We start from the raw sequence: 19,773 nt of genomic DNA, 5'->3' as shown, positions 1-19,773 counted from the left end.
GCAAACGTGATCCGATCAGCCTGCGCGCAATTGCGACAGGAAGTTCGACACGGTCTTTTGCAGACTGTCGATCTGCTTAGCCATCGCACCAACATTCTGATCAAGTTCACTGGCGGCTGCCCCACTGCTAGCCGCAGCTTCGTGAATCTCGTTAATGTTGGCGACAACCTCGCTCGAACCGGACGATGCACTGGTCGCGCTGTTGGCGATTTCATTGACGGCGGCGTTCTGTTCGCTCACTGCCGATGAAATGCCTGCTGCGATTTCGCTGATTGATGAAATCGTATGCGTGACCTTTTCAATTGCCTCGACCGTGACCCTGGTCTCGCCCTGAATCGCCCCGATCTGCTGGGCGATTTCGTCGGTTGCCTTGGCGGTCTGGTTGGCAAGGTTTTTGACCTCTTGCGCCACAACCGCAAAGCCCTTGCCGGCTTCACCCGCACGGGCAGCCTCGATTGTCGCGTTGAGCGCCAGAAGGTTTGTCTGGGCCGCGATATCGTTAATCAGGCTGACAACTTCACCGATGCGCTCGGCTGCTTCGGCCAGACCGCCAACCATTTCGTTGGCACGCGATGCTTCACCGACGGCAGTTTCGGCAATCGCTGTGGATTCACGGACCTGATCACCGATGCCGCTGATCGAGGCGGAAAGTTCTTCGGTCGCGGCTGCAACCGTCTGAACGCTCTGTGCCGAATCATTGGCGGCCTCGGACACTCGTTGGCTTTGGGTCAGGGAATGATTGGCCGACTCACGCATCAGTTCGGTCGATTTCTGCATGCCGGTCGACGACTGACGTACAGATGCAACGATCTGACCAATGGATTGTTCAAGCTCGTGGGCCAGACGGTTACGCTGTTCCAAACGTTCCTTTTCGGCACGTTTTTCGGCTTCCACCCGGGCGGCCTCGGCCTCACCCATTTTTTCCGCCGTTTCACGCCAACGCAAAAGACCATTGGCAATCACGCCAATCTCGTCCTTGCGATCGGTAAACGAAACTTCCTCGGAAAAGTCACGTTCAACAAAGCGGGAAATCGTCTGACCAAGATCACGCAGCGGTCCAAGCTGCCAGCGCAGCAACAGGAACAGCAACACAGCAGACGCGATGGCAACGATAATACCGACAATCGCGATCCGCAGTTCGATCTCTGTCCCCACTTCGGCAACCTGCGCCTTCTCGATCCCGACATAAAGAATGCCAAGCGTATCACCGGTCGGCGATTTGATCGGCGAATATTGCGTTACATATTGCGTGCCAAGAATAAGCGCCTCGCCCCGGAACGTGTTGCCCGACATGATCGGCTGATAGGCCGCACTGCCCTTGCCCAGCATGGTGCCAACCGCACGCTGACCGTCCGGCTTGATAATGTTGGTCGAAACACGCACGAAGTCCTGCTCTGCCGGGACGAAGGCAAACACGGTTGCCGTCTGACCGGTGGCGGCCCCGATCGAGTCAATCATTTCGTGTGACGACAGATCCGGAATTTCGGGAATGACGAGATCGGAGGTTTCACCATCCTCACTGATTTTCATGGAAAATTCGGGATAATTATCCTTGAAAATCATCGCAGCAACGCGAAGGTTCAGTTTCTGCGATTCAAGACTGTCACTTGCCACCTTGTCATCGATGCGCTGCATGATCAGCAAGCCCAGAAGCGCGATGCCCGCAATCAGGATCGCAACGGCGGCGAGAGCCACCTTGAAAATCAAACTTTTCGACATACTCACTCTCATTTCATCGTTGGTCACCGACGAGCCCCTCTAGCAACTAGATCGGCGGTTCAGCTTCTTCCCGGGTCTTGGTCGCCTGGTTCAGCAGAGATATAAGATATACAATCCTATAAATTAAACTTTAGTATAGAGCAATACTATCGTACAGACTTTTCGCAACCTGAACGCGAGTCATCCAACTAAAGATTAATTAATAGTGTAATTACAGTTCGTTACCGATAGGTGAACACCTACCCATAAGATGAACAACCATATCAATAAGCGTCATATGGGGAGTGGTAGACAGAAAACCGAAAAAAATTTCGCCTGTGCACCGTTTTTTCTACAACGAGGTCCGGGAAGGATGAAATGCGCACAGGTAATGCGCAAAGGTCAGGCTGAATATTCGTCTGCTGAATTTTTCAGACGCTGAACGGATCTCGATCTGATCGGTGTCAGTAATCGACCTTGACGAAATAAAGCCCGTCGGCCGGTGCGGTCGGGCCGCCGGCACTGCGATCCTTGGCCTCAAGAGCCGTTTTAACGTCAATCGGCTTCCAGGCGCCCTTCCCGACCAGCACAAGTGTGCCAACCATATTGCGCACCTGATGATGTAGGAAAGACCGGCTTTCGGTATGGACGCGGATTTCAAGCGGGTTTTCGATCCCGCGCGTGACTTCAAGCTTTTCCAGCGTCTTGATCGGACTTTTGGCCTGACATTCACTGGCCCGGAAGCTTGTGAAATCAAACGTCCCGATCAGGTGCTGGGCCGCTTCGTTCATCGCATCAATATCAAGCGGCTTATAAACACCCCAGGCCAGCCCCGCCTCAAAGGTCAGGGGGGCGCGGCGATTGATGATGCGATACATGTAATATCGTTTCTTTGACGAAAACCGCGCATGGAAGTCTTCCGTGACTTCCTCGCATTCCTTGATCGCCACCGGATCAGGTTTGAGGTGATGGTTAATCGCATTCATCACCGCTTCCGCCGGGTAGTATTTCGGCAGATCGAAATGCACCACCTGCCCCAGTGCATGCACACCGGCATCGGTCCGGCCCGACACATAGACGCGCACGAATACACCGGCGAATTTTTCGATCGCAGTCTCAAAGACCTTCTGAACCGAAATCACTTCGTCCTGGTACTGCCAGCCGTGATAGGGGCGGCCATCATATTCGACGGTACATTTATAGCGCTGCATGACCGATATAATTATCTGAACAGGTTAAGAGCCCGCTTATAGCTTGGCTTTCAAACGAAAACGAGGGGCAAAAATGCCCCTCGCTTGCCGCTCCACAATTGCTTGCGGAAACTTACTTCATGCCGTCGCGGTCAAAACCAAGACGCAGACGCAGCGCATTCAGCTTGATGAAGCCTTCTGCATCGCGCTGGTTGTAAACGGTGTCGGCCTCGAACGTGACATGCTCTTCGGAGTAGATCGAGTTCGGCGACTTGCGGCCGGTGACGGTAACGTTGCCTTTGTACAGATCAAGGCGCACAACACCGTTCACAGTACGCTGGGTCTCGTCGATCAGGCGCTGCAGGGCCTGACGTTCCGGCGACCACCAGTAACCGTTATAGATCATCTCGGCATAACGCGGCATCAGCTCGTCCTTGAGGTGACCGGCATTACGATCAAGGGTGATGCTTTCCATCGCACGGTGTGCAACCGACAGAATGGTACCGCCCGGGGTTTCGTAAACACCGCGCGACTTCATGCCGACATAACGGTTTTCGACCAGATCCAGACGACCGATGCCGTTCTTGCCGGCAACTTCGTTCAGTTTGGTCAGCAAAGTGGCCGGGCTCATGCGTTCGCCGTTGATCGCAACCGGGTTGCCCTGTTCGAACTCGATCTCGATCGTGGTGATCGCATCGGGGGCGTTCTGCGGCGATACGGTGCGCTCGAACATATTTTCGTCCGGCTTGACCCACGGATCTTCCAGCGCCTTGCCTTCATAGGAAATGTGCAGAAGGTTCGCGTCGGTCGAATAGGGCGGCTCATCGCCACCAAGCTTGTCAGCCGAAATCGGAATCTGGTGCTCGCGGGCAAAGTTCAGCAAAGCCGTACGCGAGTTCAGCTTCCATTCGCGCCACGGTGCGATGACCTTCACGTTCGGCTTAAGGGCATAATAACCCAGCTCGAAACGAACCTGGTCGTTGCCTTTGCCGGTCGCACCATGGGAAACGGCATCTGCACCAACTTCTTCGGCGATTTCGATCTGGCGCTTGGCAATCAGCGGACGCGCGATCGAGGTACCGAGCAGGTAAACACCTTCATAAAGGGCGTTGGCGCGGAACATCGGGAAGACGAAGTCGCGGACGAATTCTTCGCGCAGATCGTCGATGAAGATCTGTTTGACGCCGAACATTTCTGCCTTTTTGCGGGCCGGTTCCAGCTCTTCGCCCTGGCCGAGGTCGGCGGTGAAGGTCACGACTTCGCAGTTATATTCTTCGCGAAGCCATTTCAGGATGATGGAGGTATCCAGACCGCCTGAATAGGCAAGGACGACCTTTTTGACCTGATCGCTCATGGGAGTGACGCCTTTCTTCTTCCGATGTAATGCAGGGCGCGGCACCAAACGCCTGCGTCCTGTCGGGGCTGCAACCCATATGTCGCAAATCGCCCCTAGACCTTGAGCGCGGAGTATAGGAAAACACTACTAGGGGGCAAGACCCAAGATGGGCTTGGCCCGAAAAAGGCACAAAAAGATCGCACTTTTTGCCTCTCTTTTGGAAAAATCCGCGCCGAATGATCAAAAACATCGAAGAAACCGAGATCGATATGCCCAAAATCGGCCCGTTGCCGGTGCGATTGCGGCCAAGTGCGCGCGCGACGCGACTCAAATTGCGCATTGATCCGGCATTTGACGGTGTCGAAATTGTCGTGCCCAACGGGGTCTCGCGCCAAATGGCGATTTCGATGCTCCATCAGCATGGCGATTGGGTCGCGGCCCATATGAACCGCCTGCCCGAACGGGTGCAATTTATGCCCGGTGCGTGGATTCCGTTCATGGGCCATGACCACGCCATCCGTGCCGTGCCCGATGCCAAACGCGGAGTCTGGGTTGAGGCGGGCGTTATCTGGGTCTCGGGCCAGCCGGAACACACCAATCGCCGGGTGACCGATTTCCTTAAAAAACAGGCCAAGCTTGAAATCGCCCCGCGCGCCCATGCCTATGCCGAACAGATCAACAAAAAGGTCAATCGCATCTCGCTCAAAGACACCCGCACACGCTGGGGCAGTTGTTCGTCCTCGGGCAACCTGTCGTTCAGCTGGCGGCTGGTGCTGGCCCCTGAAGATGTGCTTGATTACGTCGTCGCCCACGAGGTCGCGCATTTGCAGGAGCTCAATCACTCCGCACGTTTCTGGGCCGTGGTCGATGATTTGTATGGCCCGTCGAAAAAGCAGCAACACTGGCTCAAGAAACATGGCGCGGCGCTTCATCGATACGGGGCTGGAAGCGCGTAAATACTGAAATGTGAGGAACCCTCACATTTCCTCCCAAAGGACGTAAACCATGCTGATCCCGTTGGAAACCCTGGCGATTTTCATCCCCACCGCCCTGGCGCTGAACATGACGCCGGGCAATGACATGCTGTTTTGTCTGGGACAGGGAATCAAATCCGGACCGATGGCGGGTAATGCGGCAAGCTTCGGGATTGCAACCGGTGCGCTGATCCACACCATGCTTGCCGGACTTGGTTTGGCGGCGCTTGTCGCGGCCCATCCGGTGGCACTTGATGTGCTGCGCTGGGCCGGGATTGCCTATCTGGTGTGGCTGGCGATTGGCGCATTTCGAAGCACCGACCAACACCTGAAACCCGCGCAAACCAAGCGTTCCAGCGCCTTCACCGCCTGGCGCGACGGGATTGTCGTTAACCTATTGAATCCCAAGATCATTGTGTTTGTGCTGGCGTTTATTCCGCAGTTTGTTGATGCGTCGCGCGGGTCGGTTTTGGTGCAGTTCCTGATTTTCGGGCTGATTTTGAATATCGGCGGGACGATTATCAATTGTCTGGTGGGGAGTTTTGCCGGGAAAATTGGCCAGGTTCTGTCGCGATCAGAGAAGATTGCGCGCGCCTTTCAGATCGCCACCGGCTGCATCTTTTTAGGCCTTGCAGCCAAGCTGGCCTTTGACCGGAAATAGTGAATAATTGGGGTCATTATTCAAATTCAGTGAATAATAGGCCGATTCCGGAGTATCGCCCCAAATAGGGCCAAATCAAATCCTCATACAATACAGCCACTGGCGCGCAGATTTGGCAATTCGGCGCGCAGAAATGCGAGAAACCGTTTTTCCACCGCACTCAGTTCGCGTGACGCGGTAAACAGTGCCACATCCCATTCGATGGTGGGCGTGAGCGTGCGGGCGACCACCTTGTTGGTGTCGACCAGAAGAGCTGCGAACGGGTCACTGACGGAAATACCGACATTGCGTTCAACCAGGCGCGAGATCGTGCGGATGGTGCGGGCCTCGACCGCGATTTTGCGCGGCCAGCCAGCAATCTGGAAAATATAGTCGATCTTGGTGCGAAGCGGCGAGCCAATGGAAAGTTCGACAAAGTCTTCGCCGCGCAGCAAATCGATATCGATGGTTTCAAACTTCGCCAGCCTGTGATCGACCGGCATCAGACAGACGGCACGCGATTGCGCAAGTGGGGTGATCACCACATCCGGGTCCTGCAGATCAAGGGTAATGCCGATGCCAAGATCACATTGTCGGGTGGCAATCATATCCAACATCCCTTCGAGGCCCGTATCGGTAATACTGATCGAAACCTTGGGATGGGCCTGTTTGAACTTCGCAACAACATCAAGCAGATAGGTATCAACATAGATCGGCTGGGCGGCGATACGGATCGCACCCAACTGATCATTGGCAATCGCACGCGCCTGGGTTTCGACCTCGCGAAAGGCGTTCAGCGATCGCAGCACGGTTGCATGAAACTGCTGGGCCTCGGACGTCGCGATCAGCTGGTTGCGTTTGCGGGTAAACAGTTCAAACCCGACCGATTTTTCAAAATTGTTCAACAGTCGACTGACCATCGGTTGCGAGATGTTCATCGCCTGCGCCGCGCCCGTCACAGAACCGTGGGTCATAAAGGCATTGAAGCTTTCGAGTTCGCGCAGTTTCATCGTGCTTTCCCAAATCCGGATTTCGGCCGCAGAACGCTGTTCAGTATGTAAATTAGTTATACTGGAATTAATTTTTTGCGTCACCGGTTATAGTTTGTCTATGCAAGAAGGCACAAAAACAAAAGACAGAGTGAAAACCAGTCTGAGCTTCGGCAATTCTGCCACCACCACCCAGGGAGACATGAAAATGTTTCACAAGCTTAAGAAAGCAGCCGGGATCGCTGCCGCAATCCTTGCAACCACATCCATGATTTCGACCGCGCAGGCAGACGCCTATCCCGAAAAAGCCATTACGCTGGTCGCACCTTATGGTGCCGGCGGTGCATCTGACCTGGCCGCCCGTGCGCTGGCAGAAACCGCAAGCAACTATACCGGCGGGCAGCCGGTTGTTGTGGTCAACAAGACCGGCAATGGCGGCATGAATGGCGCGCGCTTCGTTTCCGAAGCCGACCCGGATGGCTATACCCTTCTTCTGTCGCGTGTTGGCATGGCGCTTTATCCGGCCGTCTATACCGACAGCCCGGTTGGCTGGGATGCCTACACCTTCCTTGGCATGCTTGAAGCAACGCCGATGATTTTGGCGGTGAACGCCAATTCCGATATCCAGACCATCGACGAGCTGATTGCCAAAATCAAAGACAGCAATGGTGCCACCACCTATGCCGCATCCGGCCCCACCGCGATTGACGGCTTTACGGTTCAGGCATTGCTGTCTGACGTTGGTCTTGACCCGCTGACCGCATCCACCCTCGTGCCATATAAAGGCGGCTCTGCCCTGGCCGCTGCCCTGCTTGGCGGTCACGTTGATTTCCTGGCGATTGCTGCTGGTTCGCTGATGCCCCACATCGAAGCCGGTAAAATGCGTCCGCTGATGGTCTATTCGCCAAAACGCATGGCATCCCTGCCGGATGTTCCGACCGCGAAAGAACTGGGCTATGCCCAGGCCGGTCAGGTTGGCGGCTGGAGCGGCTTGTATGCGCCCAAAGGTCTTCCGGAAGACGTCGTAGCAAAATGGACCGAGATCCTGGGTCAGGTTGCGACCAACGAGCAATGGCTTGATCTTGCGAAGAAGCGTGGTTCGACCTCGATCATTGGCGACGAAGACCCGGCTGCCTACGTCAAAAGCCAGTTCGAGCTTTATAACGGCATGGCCAAGAAGTTCGGCTACATCCAGTAAGCGTTAGGTCCTGACCCTACCAACGTCGTTTAGTTCAGACTTTTGATGCGAGACGGAACCATGAACCAAAATCGTGATTTCTATGCCGGACTGGTGGCAACGGTGTTCTTTGCCGTCATCCTGTTCGTTCTGATCCCGATCTATGTGAAGGTTCCGTCTTTCATTCCGGGCTTTGCCCCGCCGCCCGATATGTGGCCACGGGTTGTCGCCATTGTCGGACTGGTGATGGGGGTTGTTGCGCTTGTTCTGACCTTCCCGAAAATGCGCGAAGCCAGCCGTAATCAGGTAGAAGGTTTTGGCAACCGCATCCTTGGCAACAAGACCCATCTGATGCGTTTTGCCGGTATCCTGATCGTGTTTGCCGCCTTTGTGTATGGCATGCCGCTGATCGGGTTTGTCCCGGCGACAGTTTTGTTGCTTGGCGTGCTGTTCATCATGACGGGCAATTTCGAACGCAAGTTCTGGATGATCGGCCTTGCGGTCATTTTCCCGGTTCTTTTGTATCTGCTGTTTACCGAAGTCACGCATACGCCCTTCCCCAAGGGCAAGCTGTTGTCGGCGAACATTTCCCACCTGACCACCCTGATCTGATTGAGAGTTCATCGTTATGTGGAATGAATTGCTTTACGCCTTTCAGGAGGTGGCAACGTTACCGAATTTTCTGGCGATGTTTGCCGGGATCTGGGGCGGTGTGATCATTGGCGCGATCCCGGGCATGACCGGGACCATGGCCGTCACCCTGGCCCTGCCGTTTACGTTCTATCTGTCGCCCGTTACCAGTATTTTGCTGTTGGTTGCGCTGTACAAGGGCTCGACTTACGGCGGATCAATCTCGGCCATCCTGATCAAGACGCCGGGGACCGCATCGGCCGCCTGCACAGTGCTTGACGGTTATCCGCTGGCGCGGGCCGGCAAGGGTGGCAAGGCGCTGAATATGGCGCTGATTTCAAGCTGCATCGGCGATTTCATTTCCAACATTTCGCTGTTTTTCCTCGCCATCCCGCTGGCGACATTTGCGCTGCGGGTGGGTCCGCCGGAATTCTTTATGCTGATGGCGTTTTCGCTGACCATTGTGGCAAGTATTTCGGGCCGTTCGCTGGTTCTGGGCATCATTTCGGCCTGCCTTGGCTTGCTTTTGGCAACCGTTGGCGAAGACATGTACGGATCGTTCCGCTTTGCGCTTTCCGAAGACATGAAATCGGGTCTTGGCATGGTGCCGGTTCTGATCGGTCTGTTTGCCCTCCCGGAACTGATCAAGATGATTGTGTTCCGCCCGGAAGATAATGCGGCGGCGATGAAACTGGGCGACAACCGCCTGACCCTTGCCGAGTTTCGCGGATCGATCAAATCGATCTGTCGCGGATCAATCATTGGCGTGATCCTGGGCGCGATCCCTGGCATCGGCCCGTCGACCGCGGCGTTCTTTTCCTATAGCGAAGCGCGCCGGACCTCGAAAAACGGGGACAAGTTCGGCGAAGGCGAGCTTGAAGGCATTGCCGCGTCGGAATCTGCCAATAACGGTGCGTGCGGTGCAACCATGATCCCGCTTCTGGCCCTTGGTGTGCCGGGTGATGTGATTACCGGTGTGATGCTGGGTGCGTTCATGATCCATGGCCTGACCCCCGGCCCGCTTCTGTTCCAGAACAATCTGGGCGATGTCTATGCGCTGTTTATCGGCATCCTGTTTAGTTCGGTCTTCCTGTTTGTCGCAGGCAAGGCAACAGCCGGTGCCTTTACCAAGATTTCGCGCATTCCCCAGACGCTGCTTTTGCCCTGCATTCTGATCCTGTGCGTTTATGGCATCTATTCCATCGGAGCGAGCCCGTTTGATGTCACCGTCCTTCTGGTGATGGGTGTGGTTGGCTTTGCCATGATGTTGCTCAACATCCCGGCCGCCCCGTTCCTGATCGCCTTTATCCTTGGCCCGATGTTTGAAGACAATATGCGCCGGTCGCTGGCGATTTCGCGCGGTGATCTGGGTGTGTTCTTCCAGTCATGGATTTCATGGGGCTTCTTTGCCCTGACCGTTCTGTTCGTCATTCTGACCATTCGCCGCGAATGGAAGAAATGGCGCGACAATCGCGATGCCACCAGCGCATCCGCGTCCTGACCCAAACAAGAAGATAAAAATGTCCAAACCAAACATGTCCCGCCTTCATCATGCCATTGATCTGCTTGGCAAACTGGTGGCGTTCGACACGACGAGCAAAAACTCCAATCTCGGTCTGATCCATTTCGTCCGTGACTATCTGGCGGAATATGGCATTGAGTCGACACTGTTCCATGATGAAACCGGGCAGAAGGCCAACCTTCTGGCGACCATCGGCCCCAAAGGCGTGCCGGGTATTGCGCTTTCGGGTCATACCGATGTGGTGCCCGCCCTTGAAACCACATGGATCAGCCCGGCATTTGAGCTGACCGAGCGTGATGGCAAGCTGTTTGGCCGCGGTTCAGCCGACATGAAGGGCTTTTCGGCCTGTGCGCTGGCGATGATCCCGGAACTGGTCAAACGCGACCTTGAAATTCCGTTTCATCTTTGCCTGTCCTATGACGAGGAAGTCGGCTGTATCGGTGTTGGATCAATGGTCGATCATCTGGCGAAGATGGACACGCCACCGCGTCTGGCAGTTATTGGCGAGCCTACCAACATGAAGGTGATTAACGGCCAGAAGGGCAAATATTCCATGCGTGTCAGCGTGACGGGTACGGCCGGACACAGCTCCTTCGCCCCTGATCACGTCAATGCCATTGAATATGGCGCACGTGCGATCAACATGATTGCCGACAAGGCCCGTGAATTTGAAGAAAACGGCCCGTTTGATGCCGATTTTACCGTGCCGCACAGCACGATGCTGACGACCACGATCAGTGGCGGGACGGCGACCAACGTGACGCCTGAATATTGCGAGTTTACCTTTGAAATTCGCCATCTGCCCGACCATGACGCCGAAGCGGTGATTGCCGATCTGCAAAAGACCATCATGGACACCCTTGATGCCGAAATGAAGGCCAAGGCGGAAGATACCGGGTTCACGTTCGAGAAGATCTTTTCCTATCCGGGCATGGGTGATTGCACGGACGCGGAAGCCTTTTCCTATGTCAGCAACATCATCCCGGAGATTTCCGGCAAGGTGTCATATGGCTCGGAAGGTGGGGTGTTTGAAAAACAGGGCAATATCCCGTCAATCATTTGCGGCCCCGGCAGCATCGAGCAGGCCCACAAGCCCAACGAGTTCATTGAAATTTCGCAGATCGAGGAATGCCTGGACTTCCTCGAAGCGCTCACAGATCAGGCTGCTGCAGCCTGATCTCACCATGACGACGCGCCACCCCGCACCGTCAGTTGGTACCCTGCAGTAGAATGTCTCCCAACCCGATGCTGCACCAACGGGGTTCTGACAGGTGAGAAACTCCCGACCACATCCCCCCGGATGTGGTCATAGCAAGCCAACTTGAAGACCGGCTCGTTTATCGATGCCGGTCTTTTTTTGTGTCAATTCAGGCCCAAGCAATAGAAAAATAAGAAGAAAATTAAATCTGTGCCTTTTTCTGATCGGCAAATGTATTGACGATTTTGAGATTTTGTTTTACGTATTTCAGGCGATTTATTTGGTTCTGCGAATCAGTTAAATCACTTGTGCATTAGGTTCAAAAGTAACCTAGTACCCATTTACTGATACATCATTCTTCTAACGCCATTGCTCCAAAGCTTTGGCTATACCAGTCTTCTTAGACAGATACGGCCTCTATGTATTCTGGAACAGTGCCTCGGCACTCTTGCTGATCTGTAGCGTCCCCGCGATTGCGCAGACCATGATCTCAAAGTCGGGCAATGCTCGACCTGTCATATCGAAGGTTCGGAACCGACAGTCTGAAAGAAAGATTGTTCCGCAACCTCAGCGCTCCAAGGAAGTTTGCTTCTGCGGAGCTGGCATCAGATCTCAAGATCTTTCACAGATCTCACATCTCCCATATCACATCTCCCATTCTACAATACCGTTTGGCCCGGCTGGCCAAGATGCCATGATCAGAGGAGCACTCCCATGGTTGAGAAGAAAGAATTCCAGGACCTGAAAAGTCGTGTTCGCAGTGATCTTCGTGCTGCAAGCAAAATTGAAAACCATTGGTCGGAAGTCGCTGAAAGAACAATGGTAGATCATAATCTACGACATGATGGTTCTATTAATGAATATAAGGCTGCAGAATCATTTGTTCTTCAAGATGCCGACGGAGTTGAAGAAGCGGGGCGAATCGTTCCGGTTGTACAGACCCTAAAGAAATTGAAGAATACGCTTGACTCCACAACGCCGAAAAAAATGTCTGAAGAGACGTTCTGCGAGATCCTTGAGACTGTCGAAGACTGTGAAAGCGACATCGACGATCTCGCCGCCTGATTTTGTTGTGTATGCAAGCCCCGCGCTACGACGCGGGGCTTCGCCCTACTTTCCTTGAAACGAGAAAATCTCATTTCAAGAGTAAAAAGGGGACAGATTTATTTTAGTCACATTTAAAGCACCTCTTTTTCGCGCACATCAATTAACGTCGTATTTTTTTAGAAGGTCTTCAAATGAGAGCCTTCCAAGCTTTAGCTCTTCGAATTCTTCAGCAGTCACTTTATAGCGGTCAACACCACCACCATGACGTGCTGCAAGAAACTCGAATATAAATTCCGCACCAAGCCTTTCCACCTTCCAACCGGGTCCTTTGACTAAATTATCAGTCACAATTACTTCAGGCTTTGGAGGATAATACGTTTTACCAAATTCTGATTCCGACATTGAATCCCCTCTTAGCATTGGTTGCGCTGGATCGCGGTATGATAATACAGCACTCAGAGCCGTCATTCCGGGCGAAGCGGAGCGTAGCCCCGGACCCCAGCAACCATAGTGGATTCCCGCGAATGCGGGAATGACGGAAGAGATGGGTTGGGGACAGGTCAAACGCTGATATCTTGCGTCTCTGCCGGGACAGGCATTGGTGCGGGTTTGTGAACGGCGACACCTGTCATGACAAGGACCACGCCCAAGACATCGATAGCGCTTGGAATTTGGCGCAGGACAATTGCACCGATGATAGTGGCGGATGCCGGCAGGAGGGCGAGCAGGAAGGCGAAGCTTGCGCGTGGTAGACGGACCATCGCAAGCTGATCGCAGACATAGGGGATGACGGGGGAGATGGGATGGGATGCCGGCGGGACGGAGCGGGCAAAGAGGTTGAACGAAAACAGGCGGCCCGAAGGCCGCCTGTAATTTCATCAAAGACAGTTGAGGTGCCTTACTGCTTGGTGTTGCCCGAACTGTAGCCCGCGGTGAAGTCGCGCCAGCTGTCGTCTTCGCCGATCTTTTTGGAGCGCGCGAGTGCGGCCTTGCCAAGCGATCGGACCGGGATGTTTTGGTGGGCGTGGAGCATGAAGTCGCGCCAGAGTGCGGCCGGAAGGGCACCGCCGGTGACCTGTTCATCCATCGGGCTGCCATCGTCATTGCCCATCCAGATGCCGGCGACCAGATCGGAGCTGTAGCCGATGAACCAAGCATCGCGGTAATCCGATGTCGTACCGGTCTTGCCCGCCGACGGGCGGTCGATGATGGCGTTGCGCCCTGTCCCCTTCGACACCACGGCGGCCAGCATGTTGTTCATTTCACCGGCATGCAGCGGGTTCATCAGACGGACCGGGAAGTCGTCAGAGCGTTCATAGAGCACTTCGCCACCCTTGCCGGTGATCTTGCTGACCGCGTGCGGGAAGACGGCAAAGCCGCCATTGGCAACAATTGCGTAGGCACCGGTCAGTTCCAGCATCGAGACTTCGCTGGTGCCAAGAGCCAGGCTTGGTTCCGGTTTGAGTTCCGAAGACACACCCATGTCACGCGCCTTCTGAATGACCTTATCGAGGCCGACTTCAAGCGAGAGCTGGACCGCGATTGAGTTGTTCGAGGTGGCCACCGCATCGCGGATCGACATGGTGCCGTGGTGCTTGCGATCAAAGTTGCGCGGCTCCCAACCATCAATGACAATCGGGCCATCGCGCATCCAGTCGTTCGAGCCAAAGCCGTTTTCAAGCCCGGCGAGATAGACAAACAGCTTGAAGACAGAGCCCGGCTGACGGCGGGCCTGTGTCACACGGTTATACTGGCTTTCGTAATAGTCACGACCGCCAACCATGGCACGCACCGCCCCATCGGGCGTCATCGCCAGAAGGGCGGCCTGTCCGACATGGTGTTCCTTGGCCCCGTTACTGGCGAGCGCACGCAGAAGGTTTTCTTCGGCGATGGCCTGAAGACGGGAATCAAGGGTGGTATAAACCAGAAGATCCTGATCGACATAGCCGACATAATCTTTCACACGATCAAGCACCCAATCAGTGAAATAGCGCACCCCCGGCCCTGCCTGTGCAGCACGTGCGGTGCGCACACGGGTCTGTTTGGCCCGTTCGGCGCGTGCCTTGGTCAGCGCACCGGTCGATGCCATGGCTTCCAGAACGACATTGGCGCGTTCGGCCGCAAGTTTGGGATCGACCATCGGGTTATAGCGACTTGGTGCCTTTGGCAGGCCGGCCAGAACGGCGGCTTCATACAGGTTGAGGCGCCTAGGATCGGTGCCGAAATAATGGCGCGCAGCGGCATCAATGCCATAGACGCCCGATCCGAAATAAATCCGGTTGAGGTAAAGCGAGAGGATTTGTTGCTTATCGAATTTGAATTCCAGCCAGATGGCCAGAAGCACTTCTTCGATCTTGCGGCCAAAGGAGCGTTCCGGTGACAGGAACAGGTTTTTGGCCAGCTGCTGGGTGATGGTGCTGCCGCCCTCGGCAATGCGGCCAGCGGTCAGGTTGGCCCATGCCGCGCGCATGATGCCGACGACATCAATCCCGAAATGGTCATAAAAACGGCGGTCTTCGATGGAAACAAACGCCTGACCGACATAGTCGGGAAGATCGCGGACCTCGACCGGGTTGCCATAGCGATTGCCATAGGCCGCGAGGTTTTGGCCATCAATACTGATCACACGAATGGAGGGTTTGCGTTCGCTTGCGACATCAAAGCTGACCTTGTCGGGCAGACCATAGCCGTAATAGGCAACAACCCCGCCGCCCAGAACCATGACCCAGATCGAGCCGAGCACGATGAATTTGGCAATGGCTTCGGGCCCCGGAATCATATCGCCCAGACGGGCAAAAAGACTGCCGCCTTTCTTGCCCGAACTGCTGACGCGCTTTTTCGGCTTTTTGGAACCTGTTGCGCCTTTACGGACGCTCTTTTTCCTTTTGAATTCTCTTTGGGCCACAAAAGCACCTATCGGTCTGGTCCGGGCCGTGCACACGCCAACCGGCCCGTCATATCCGCACAACCCCAAAGTGCGTCTGACAGGCGATAGCGCCGCATTTTCCGGCGAATTTCAATTTTTATGTCCCAACCGAGGAGGGAGTCCCCCGTCTCCCCGTTTTGCGACGGTTTTATCCGTTATTGTCCGTTTGCACTGTCAACTTGACCCATTTTCCACAGATCCTTGACGCCATCGCCGGCGCGACGGCGTTCAGACGATGCACGGACCATGGAACGGATGGGTAAACCATCATGCGCTTCCAGCATAAATAACCGCCACAAAGACGCAAGTTCTACCTCGCCGCGGACATCCATCTGTGACCGATTGTCATTCCCCGCCCAGACGGTTGTGATCAGATCGGACGAGAACCCGACATACCATGCATCGGTGCGGCCACCGGCCACCGTGCCGTAGCCGGCAAACGGACGATCCAGACGCACTTGCGGGTCGGTGACACTGGCAAACAGAACGTAGGACGCCTGAATCCCCTCGTCGGTCAGGCGTTTTTCCTGTACTTCCTCGACGCGTTGATAAACAGGGGGCGTGCTGTTATCGCCCGTATAGGACACCCGATTGATCAGGGTCATCTGGGGTGGTTTGCCGGAATTTTGCGGCAGGGCATGAATGGCGGTGACATCGCTGATTGTCACCGGATCAAGGCCGACGACGGTACGGATATCGCTCGATAACGGGCTTTTGATGCCGATATTGTGGGCATATTGGCGGACATTCAACAGACCAAAGTGATCAGCAAGGTTGGTTGGCACCGTGTTGACATCACGCACGAATGCCTCGCGCAGTGAAATCATGCCCATATAGTCGTGATCCGGGTTGATCGGCCGCCAGCCGCCCACCGCCATGCGGTTATCGCGCACCCATTGGGCCGGATCGCTGTTTTCATTGAGCGCGTAGTAATAGGTCGCGATCTTGATCATCCGCCCGGGCGAATGCCGAACATCGGTAACCCGGTTGCGCTGGAAGGGTGAATATTTCAGTCCGCCGATCAGGGCACGAATGCGGCCTTCGGGGCTGATGGACAGCAATCCCGTTTGTGACGCGCCGCGCGGCTTGAAACGCAGTTCGGCGATTTCCGGTACAATTTCCTGTGCCAGATTTTGAATTTTCCAGTCGATGCTGGTGAGCACATCAATGTCGCGGCTGCTGTAGCCGACAATATCGGCGACTTCTTCGAGCACCATATCGACGACATAGCCCGACAGGACGTTTTCCTCGTACTGCACATCAAGTTTCGGTTCGAGCAAGGTCAGGGCCGACACGCGATCGGCCTCGATAAACTTGTATTGTGCGAGACGGGCCAAGATCTTGTTGGCTTCTTCGGCGGTTTCGCGCGGATAAAACAGCGGATTAAAGGTTTCAGGGTCGCTGATGGCGGCGGCCAGAACGGCGGCCTGATGCAGGGTCATGCGTTCGGCAGGCCCGCCATACCAAAGACGCGATGCCGCCGAGATGCCAAAGATGCCGCGCCCGACATAGGCGCGTTCAAGGTAGCTTCGCAAAATGGTTTTCTTGCTGAAACTCCATTCCAGCCAGAGGGCGACAAGAAATTCCTGAATGTGGCGGCCCGGGCCGCTGTCCTTGGTTTTGAAGAAGCTGCGCGCGACCTTCATCGTGATGGTTGAGCCAGGCGCGTTTTCGGTGCTGAACATGCGCGCGACATCCGCACCCGAAACCCCCAGATGATCAAAAAACGTCGGATCGGTGGCAGCGACAAAAACGTTCTGAACCCGTTCGGGCAAGGTGGTCAGCGAGACATCCTGGCTATAGTGGCCCTTGATGGTTTCAAGCAGCGCACCGTCATACCCCAGAATACGGACTTCGGGGCTGCGGACCATATTGCGGCTGAGATCAAGGTTGGACTTGATGGTAAACAGGCTGCCGAAGATGGCAAGGAACAGCAAGGAGAAGCTCAGTCCGAACACGATCATGCGTTTGCGGCGCTGACGTTTGCGGATCTCGCGCAGTTCCTTTTCGGCGATGCGTTTCATCGCTGCGTTGGCTGCTGTCCTGCCGCCTTGTTCGTTGTCGTCGTTTTCTTCTGCCACGCCGAATATCCGTTATTGCTCGCGGTTTTTGCTTATTCTCTGACAGTAAAGCGCCAAGCCGTTAATAAAGTACTTTAAATCGCCAGATTTATCATACGAACGTATGGTAACGCCCCTCGTAGGAGATGTGATGGCCGCGACCATATCCGAACGTGCGGCGGGTGACTGTGATCAATGATATGGCGATGCAGATTTTGCTTGCCAACTTGCGCCCATCTCTCAATATGTCCGTGTGGGCAGGCGATGGCGTCGCCAGCGTGAGAACGATCAGAAGCACGCGCCCAATCCATCACCAACCATATCCTGAACGCCGGGATCTTGCTTTGTCGTTGTCATGACAGGGGGAGGTCTTTGTCCCTTTGCATGCGCAACGCGTAAAAAAGGGAACGCGCTTATGGATCGCCCGGAATTTTACCGTTTTCACCAAGGTGACCGTGTGCTGCCGTTTGAGGCCGCCGAATATGACGCCCGTCTTGCGGGCTTGCGCAAGATCATGAATGACAGCGGTGTTGAGGCCTGTGTTTTCACCTCCATGCATAACATCGCCTATTATTCAGGCTTCCTCTATTGCGCCTTTGGCCGGCCTTACGGGCTTGTCGTCACCGCATCTGAAAGTGTCACGATCAGTGCCGGCATTGATGCCGCCCAGCCGTGGCGGCGGTGCCATGGCGATAACATCACCTATACCGATTGGGCGCGAAACAATTACTGGCGGGCGATCCTGTCGGTGACCGGGTCGGGCAAGGTGATTGGCTTTGAGGGCGATCATCTGAGCCTTGTGCAAAAGGCGTTGATGGGTGAGTTCCTGAAACCCGCCAGCAGCCAGGACATCGCCCCAGCCACCATGCGCCAGCGCATGCACAAATCGCCGGCCGAGATTGCCCTGATCCGGCATGGTGCGCAGGTCGCCGATGTCGGTGGCTATGCCATCCGCGATGCCATCAAGGAAGGGGTGCGCGAGATTGATGTCGCCATGGCCGGGCGCGATGCGATGGAACTTGAAATCGCCAAGCGGTTCCCGCATGCGGAATATCGCGATACCTGGGTCTGGTTCCAGTCAGGGATCAATACCGACGGGGCGCACAACCCGGTGACAGCACGCAAGCTTAAGCGCGGGGATATCCTGTCGCTTAACACGTTTCCGATGATTTCGGGTTATTACACAGCGCTTGAACGCACGCTGTTTGTCGGCGAGGTCGATGAGGCCAGCCTGAAAATCTGGGAGGCCAATGTCGCGGCCCATGAATATGGCATGAGCTTGCTGAAACCCGGTGCGTCCTGCGCGCAGGTGACAGAGCAGATCAATGCGTTCTTTGCCGAGCGGGATTTGCTGCAATATCGCACCTTTGGCTATGGCCACAGCTTTGGCGTGCTGTCGCATTATTACGGGCGCGAGGCGGGGCTTGAGCTGCGTGAAGATATCGACACTGTGCTTGAGCCCGGCATGGTGATCAGCATGGAACCGATGCTAACCATTGCCGAGGGCAACCCGGGCGCGGGGGGATACCGCGAGCATGACATTCTGGTGATTACCGAAGATGGCAATGAAAACATCACCGGATACCCGTATGGCCCGGACTTCAATGTGATTGGATAGGATAGCGTGTTGCAAGAAATGGGCCCGATAACGGGCCCATTTCCGGATTGAGTGCGCATCGGACAGGGAGACTGGATGGGCAACCCGTGCGCACCCAATACAGTCACGGTGGGCCAATCACGATGGATTGGCACTTAAAACCGTGACATTCGCGTGGTTCAAATTGAGGGATGTGAAATCATGATTTGGCGGCGTGCGCCCCATGGCACCAAGGACTTCAGGGTCCAGATCGGACAATAGAGGCTGTCTGCTGTCCTTTTCGGACACCACCGGCTGTTGGCCGTAAAGCTGCCAGTCGATACCAAGATCGGGATCGTTCCAGGCAATGCCGCGATCATGGTCGGGACTGTAATAGTTCGATGCCTTGTACATGACATGGGTGTCGGGCTTGAGCGTTTTGAAGCCGTGCGCGAAGCCTTCGGGGATCCAGAGCTGGTACCAGTTTTCTGCACTGAGTTCGATCTTGATATGCTGCCCAAAGGTCGCGGAGCGCGGGCGGATATCGACCGCAACATCAAGGATCGCACCTTGTGTCACGCGGATCAGTTTGCCCTGAGCATAGGGGCAGGTCTGAAAATGCAGGCCGCGGATGGTGTTGATCGGAACACTGATCGAATGGTTTTCCTGCACCAGATCAATATCACCCACCACCTCGCAAAAATCGTCATAGCGAAAGGTTTCGGCAAAAACACCGCGTTTGTCCCGATGTCGGTTGGGCACAAACAAAACCGGACCTTCGATATCAAACTCGGTAAATTCGACAGGCAT

Annotated in this window: 16 protein-coding genes; 8 read left to right on the top strand and 8 right to left on the bottom strand. The window is 55.1% G+C overall.

The annotated features are described in order from the left end of the window. Nucleotides 1–15 precede the first annotated feature (15 nt). The 3 genes from IT893_RS00225 to IT893_RS00215 all read right to left on the bottom strand — a co-directional run bounded on the left by IT893_RS00225 (nucleotide 16) and on the right by IT893_RS00215 (nucleotide 4,242). Entirely contained in the window at nucleotides 16–1,719 is a 1,704-nt protein-coding gene (locus tag IT893_RS00225; RefSeq protein ID WP_197146457.1) for a methyl-accepting chemotaxis protein, read from the bottom strand. A gap of 443 nt (nucleotides 1,720–2,162) precedes the next feature. After that, nucleotides 2,163–2,909 carry a tRNA pseudouridine(38-40) synthase TruA gene (gene truA / locus IT893_RS00220; protein ID WP_063085885.1) on the bottom strand — a complete coding sequence of 249 codons (747 nt, stop codon included), beginning with the start codon at nucleotides 2,907–2,909 and terminating at the stop codon, nucleotides 2,163–2,165. A 112-nt stretch (nucleotides 2,910–3,021) separates the two neighbouring features. Next, entirely contained in the window at nucleotides 3,022–4,242 is a 1,221-nt protein-coding gene (locus IT893_RS00215) for an argininosuccinate synthase (RefSeq protein ID WP_064788119.1), read from the bottom strand. Between the two features lie 218 nt (nucleotides 4,243–4,460). Between IT893_RS00215 and IT893_RS00210 the strand changes: the two genes are divergently transcribed. Both IT893_RS00210 and IT893_RS00205 read left to right on the top strand, forming a co-directional pair. Then, nucleotides 4,461–5,180, top strand: coding sequence for a M48 family metallopeptidase (locus IT893_RS00210; protein WP_197146456.1), 720 nt, complete (start codon nucleotides 4,461–4,463; stop codon nucleotides 5,178–5,180). Between the two features lie 49 nt (nucleotides 5,181–5,229). Further along, nucleotides 5,230–5,859 (top strand): LysE family translocator, encoded by a 630-nt coding sequence (locus tag IT893_RS00205; protein ID WP_197146455.1) that lies wholly within the window; start codon nucleotides 5,230–5,232, stop codon nucleotides 5,857–5,859. Between the two features lie 83 nt (nucleotides 5,860–5,942). Here IT893_RS00205 and IT893_RS00200 read toward each other — a convergent pair whose 3' ends face one another. Continuing rightward, a complete protein-coding gene (locus tag IT893_RS00200; protein WP_063085894.1) occupies nucleotides 5,943–6,848 on the bottom strand; it encodes a LysR family transcriptional regulator in 906 nt (301 codons plus the stop codon). Between the two features lie 187 nt (nucleotides 6,849–7,035). Here IT893_RS00200 and IT893_RS00195 point away from each other — a divergent pair, with 187 nt between their 5' ends. The 5 genes from IT893_RS00195 to IT893_RS00175 all read left to right on the top strand — a co-directional run bounded on the left by IT893_RS00195 (nucleotide 7,036) and on the right by IT893_RS00175 (nucleotide 12,419). Next, nucleotides 7,036–8,025: a tripartite tricarboxylate transporter substrate binding protein gene (locus tag IT893_RS00195; RefSeq protein ID WP_197146454.1), complete on the top strand. Its 990-nt coding sequence runs from the start codon at nucleotides 7,036–7,038 to the stop codon at nucleotides 8,023–8,025. A gap of 60 nt (nucleotides 8,026–8,085) precedes the next feature. Then, nucleotides 8,086–8,616 carry a tripartite tricarboxylate transporter TctB family protein gene (locus tag IT893_RS00190; RefSeq protein WP_197146453.1) on the top strand — a complete coding sequence of 177 codons (531 nt, stop codon included), beginning with the start codon at nucleotides 8,086–8,088 and terminating at the stop codon, nucleotides 8,614–8,616. Nucleotides 8,617–8,632: 16 nt separating this feature from the next. Continuing rightward, nucleotides 8,633–10,135: a tripartite tricarboxylate transporter permease gene (locus IT893_RS00185; protein WP_197146452.1), complete on the top strand. Its 1,503-nt coding sequence runs from the start codon at nucleotides 8,633–8,635 to the stop codon at nucleotides 10,133–10,135. A 19-nt stretch (nucleotides 10,136–10,154) separates the two neighbouring features. After that, nucleotides 10,155–11,333 (top strand): acetylornithine deacetylase, encoded by a 1,179-nt coding sequence (gene argE, locus IT893_RS00180; protein WP_197146451.1) that lies wholly within the window; start codon nucleotides 10,155–10,157, stop codon nucleotides 11,331–11,333. 735 nt (nucleotides 11,334–12,068) lie between these two features. Further along, nucleotides 12,069–12,419: a hypothetical protein gene (locus IT893_RS00175; protein WP_197146450.1), complete on the top strand. Its 351-nt coding sequence runs from the start codon at nucleotides 12,069–12,071 to the stop codon at nucleotides 12,417–12,419. Between the two features lie 138 nt (nucleotides 12,420–12,557). On the opposite strand, the gene IT893_RS00170 is transcribed toward IT893_RS00175, so the two are convergent. The 3 genes from IT893_RS00170 to IT893_RS00160 form a co-directional block, all read right to left on the bottom strand. Next, nucleotides 12,558–12,803, bottom strand: a complete 246-nt coding sequence (locus tag IT893_RS00170; RefSeq protein WP_197146449.1) for a hypothetical protein — start codon at nucleotides 12,801–12,803, stop codon at nucleotides 12,558–12,560. Nucleotides 12,804–13,299: 496 nt separating this feature from the next. Beyond that, nucleotides 13,300–15,306, bottom strand: a complete 2,007-nt coding sequence (locus IT893_RS00165) for a transglycosylase domain-containing protein (protein WP_197146448.1) — start codon at nucleotides 15,304–15,306, stop codon at nucleotides 13,300–13,302. A gap of 176 nt (nucleotides 15,307–15,482) precedes the next feature. Beyond that, nucleotides 15,483–17,408 (bottom strand): transglycosylase domain-containing protein, encoded by a 1,926-nt coding sequence (locus tag IT893_RS00160; RefSeq protein ID WP_197146447.1) that lies wholly within the window; start codon nucleotides 17,406–17,408, stop codon nucleotides 15,483–15,485. A 394-nt stretch (nucleotides 17,409–17,802) separates the two neighbouring features. On the opposite strand from IT893_RS00160, the gene IT893_RS00155 reads away from it, so the two are divergent. Continuing rightward, nucleotides 17,803–19,005 carry a M24 family metallopeptidase gene (locus IT893_RS00155; protein ID WP_197146446.1) on the top strand — a complete coding sequence of 401 codons (1,203 nt, stop codon included), beginning with the start codon at nucleotides 17,803–17,805 and terminating at the stop codon, nucleotides 19,003–19,005. Nucleotides 19,006–19,122: 117 nt separating this feature from the next. Here IT893_RS00155 and rfbC read toward each other — a convergent pair whose 3' ends face one another. Continuing rightward, nucleotides 19,123–19,773: a dTDP-4-dehydrorhamnose 3,5-epimerase gene (rfbC, locus tag IT893_RS00150; protein WP_197146445.1), complete on the bottom strand. Its 651-nt coding sequence runs from the start codon at nucleotides 19,771–19,773 to the stop codon at nucleotides 19,123–19,125.

It is taken from the genome of Thalassospira sp. A40-3, assembly GCF_015871485.1.
Lineage (GTDB): Bacteria > Pseudomonadota > Alphaproteobacteria > Rhodospirillales > Thalassospiraceae > Thalassospira > Thalassospira tepidiphila.
Note: the sequence above shows the minus strand (reverse complement) of the source record. Positions and strands in the feature narration are given on the sequence as shown.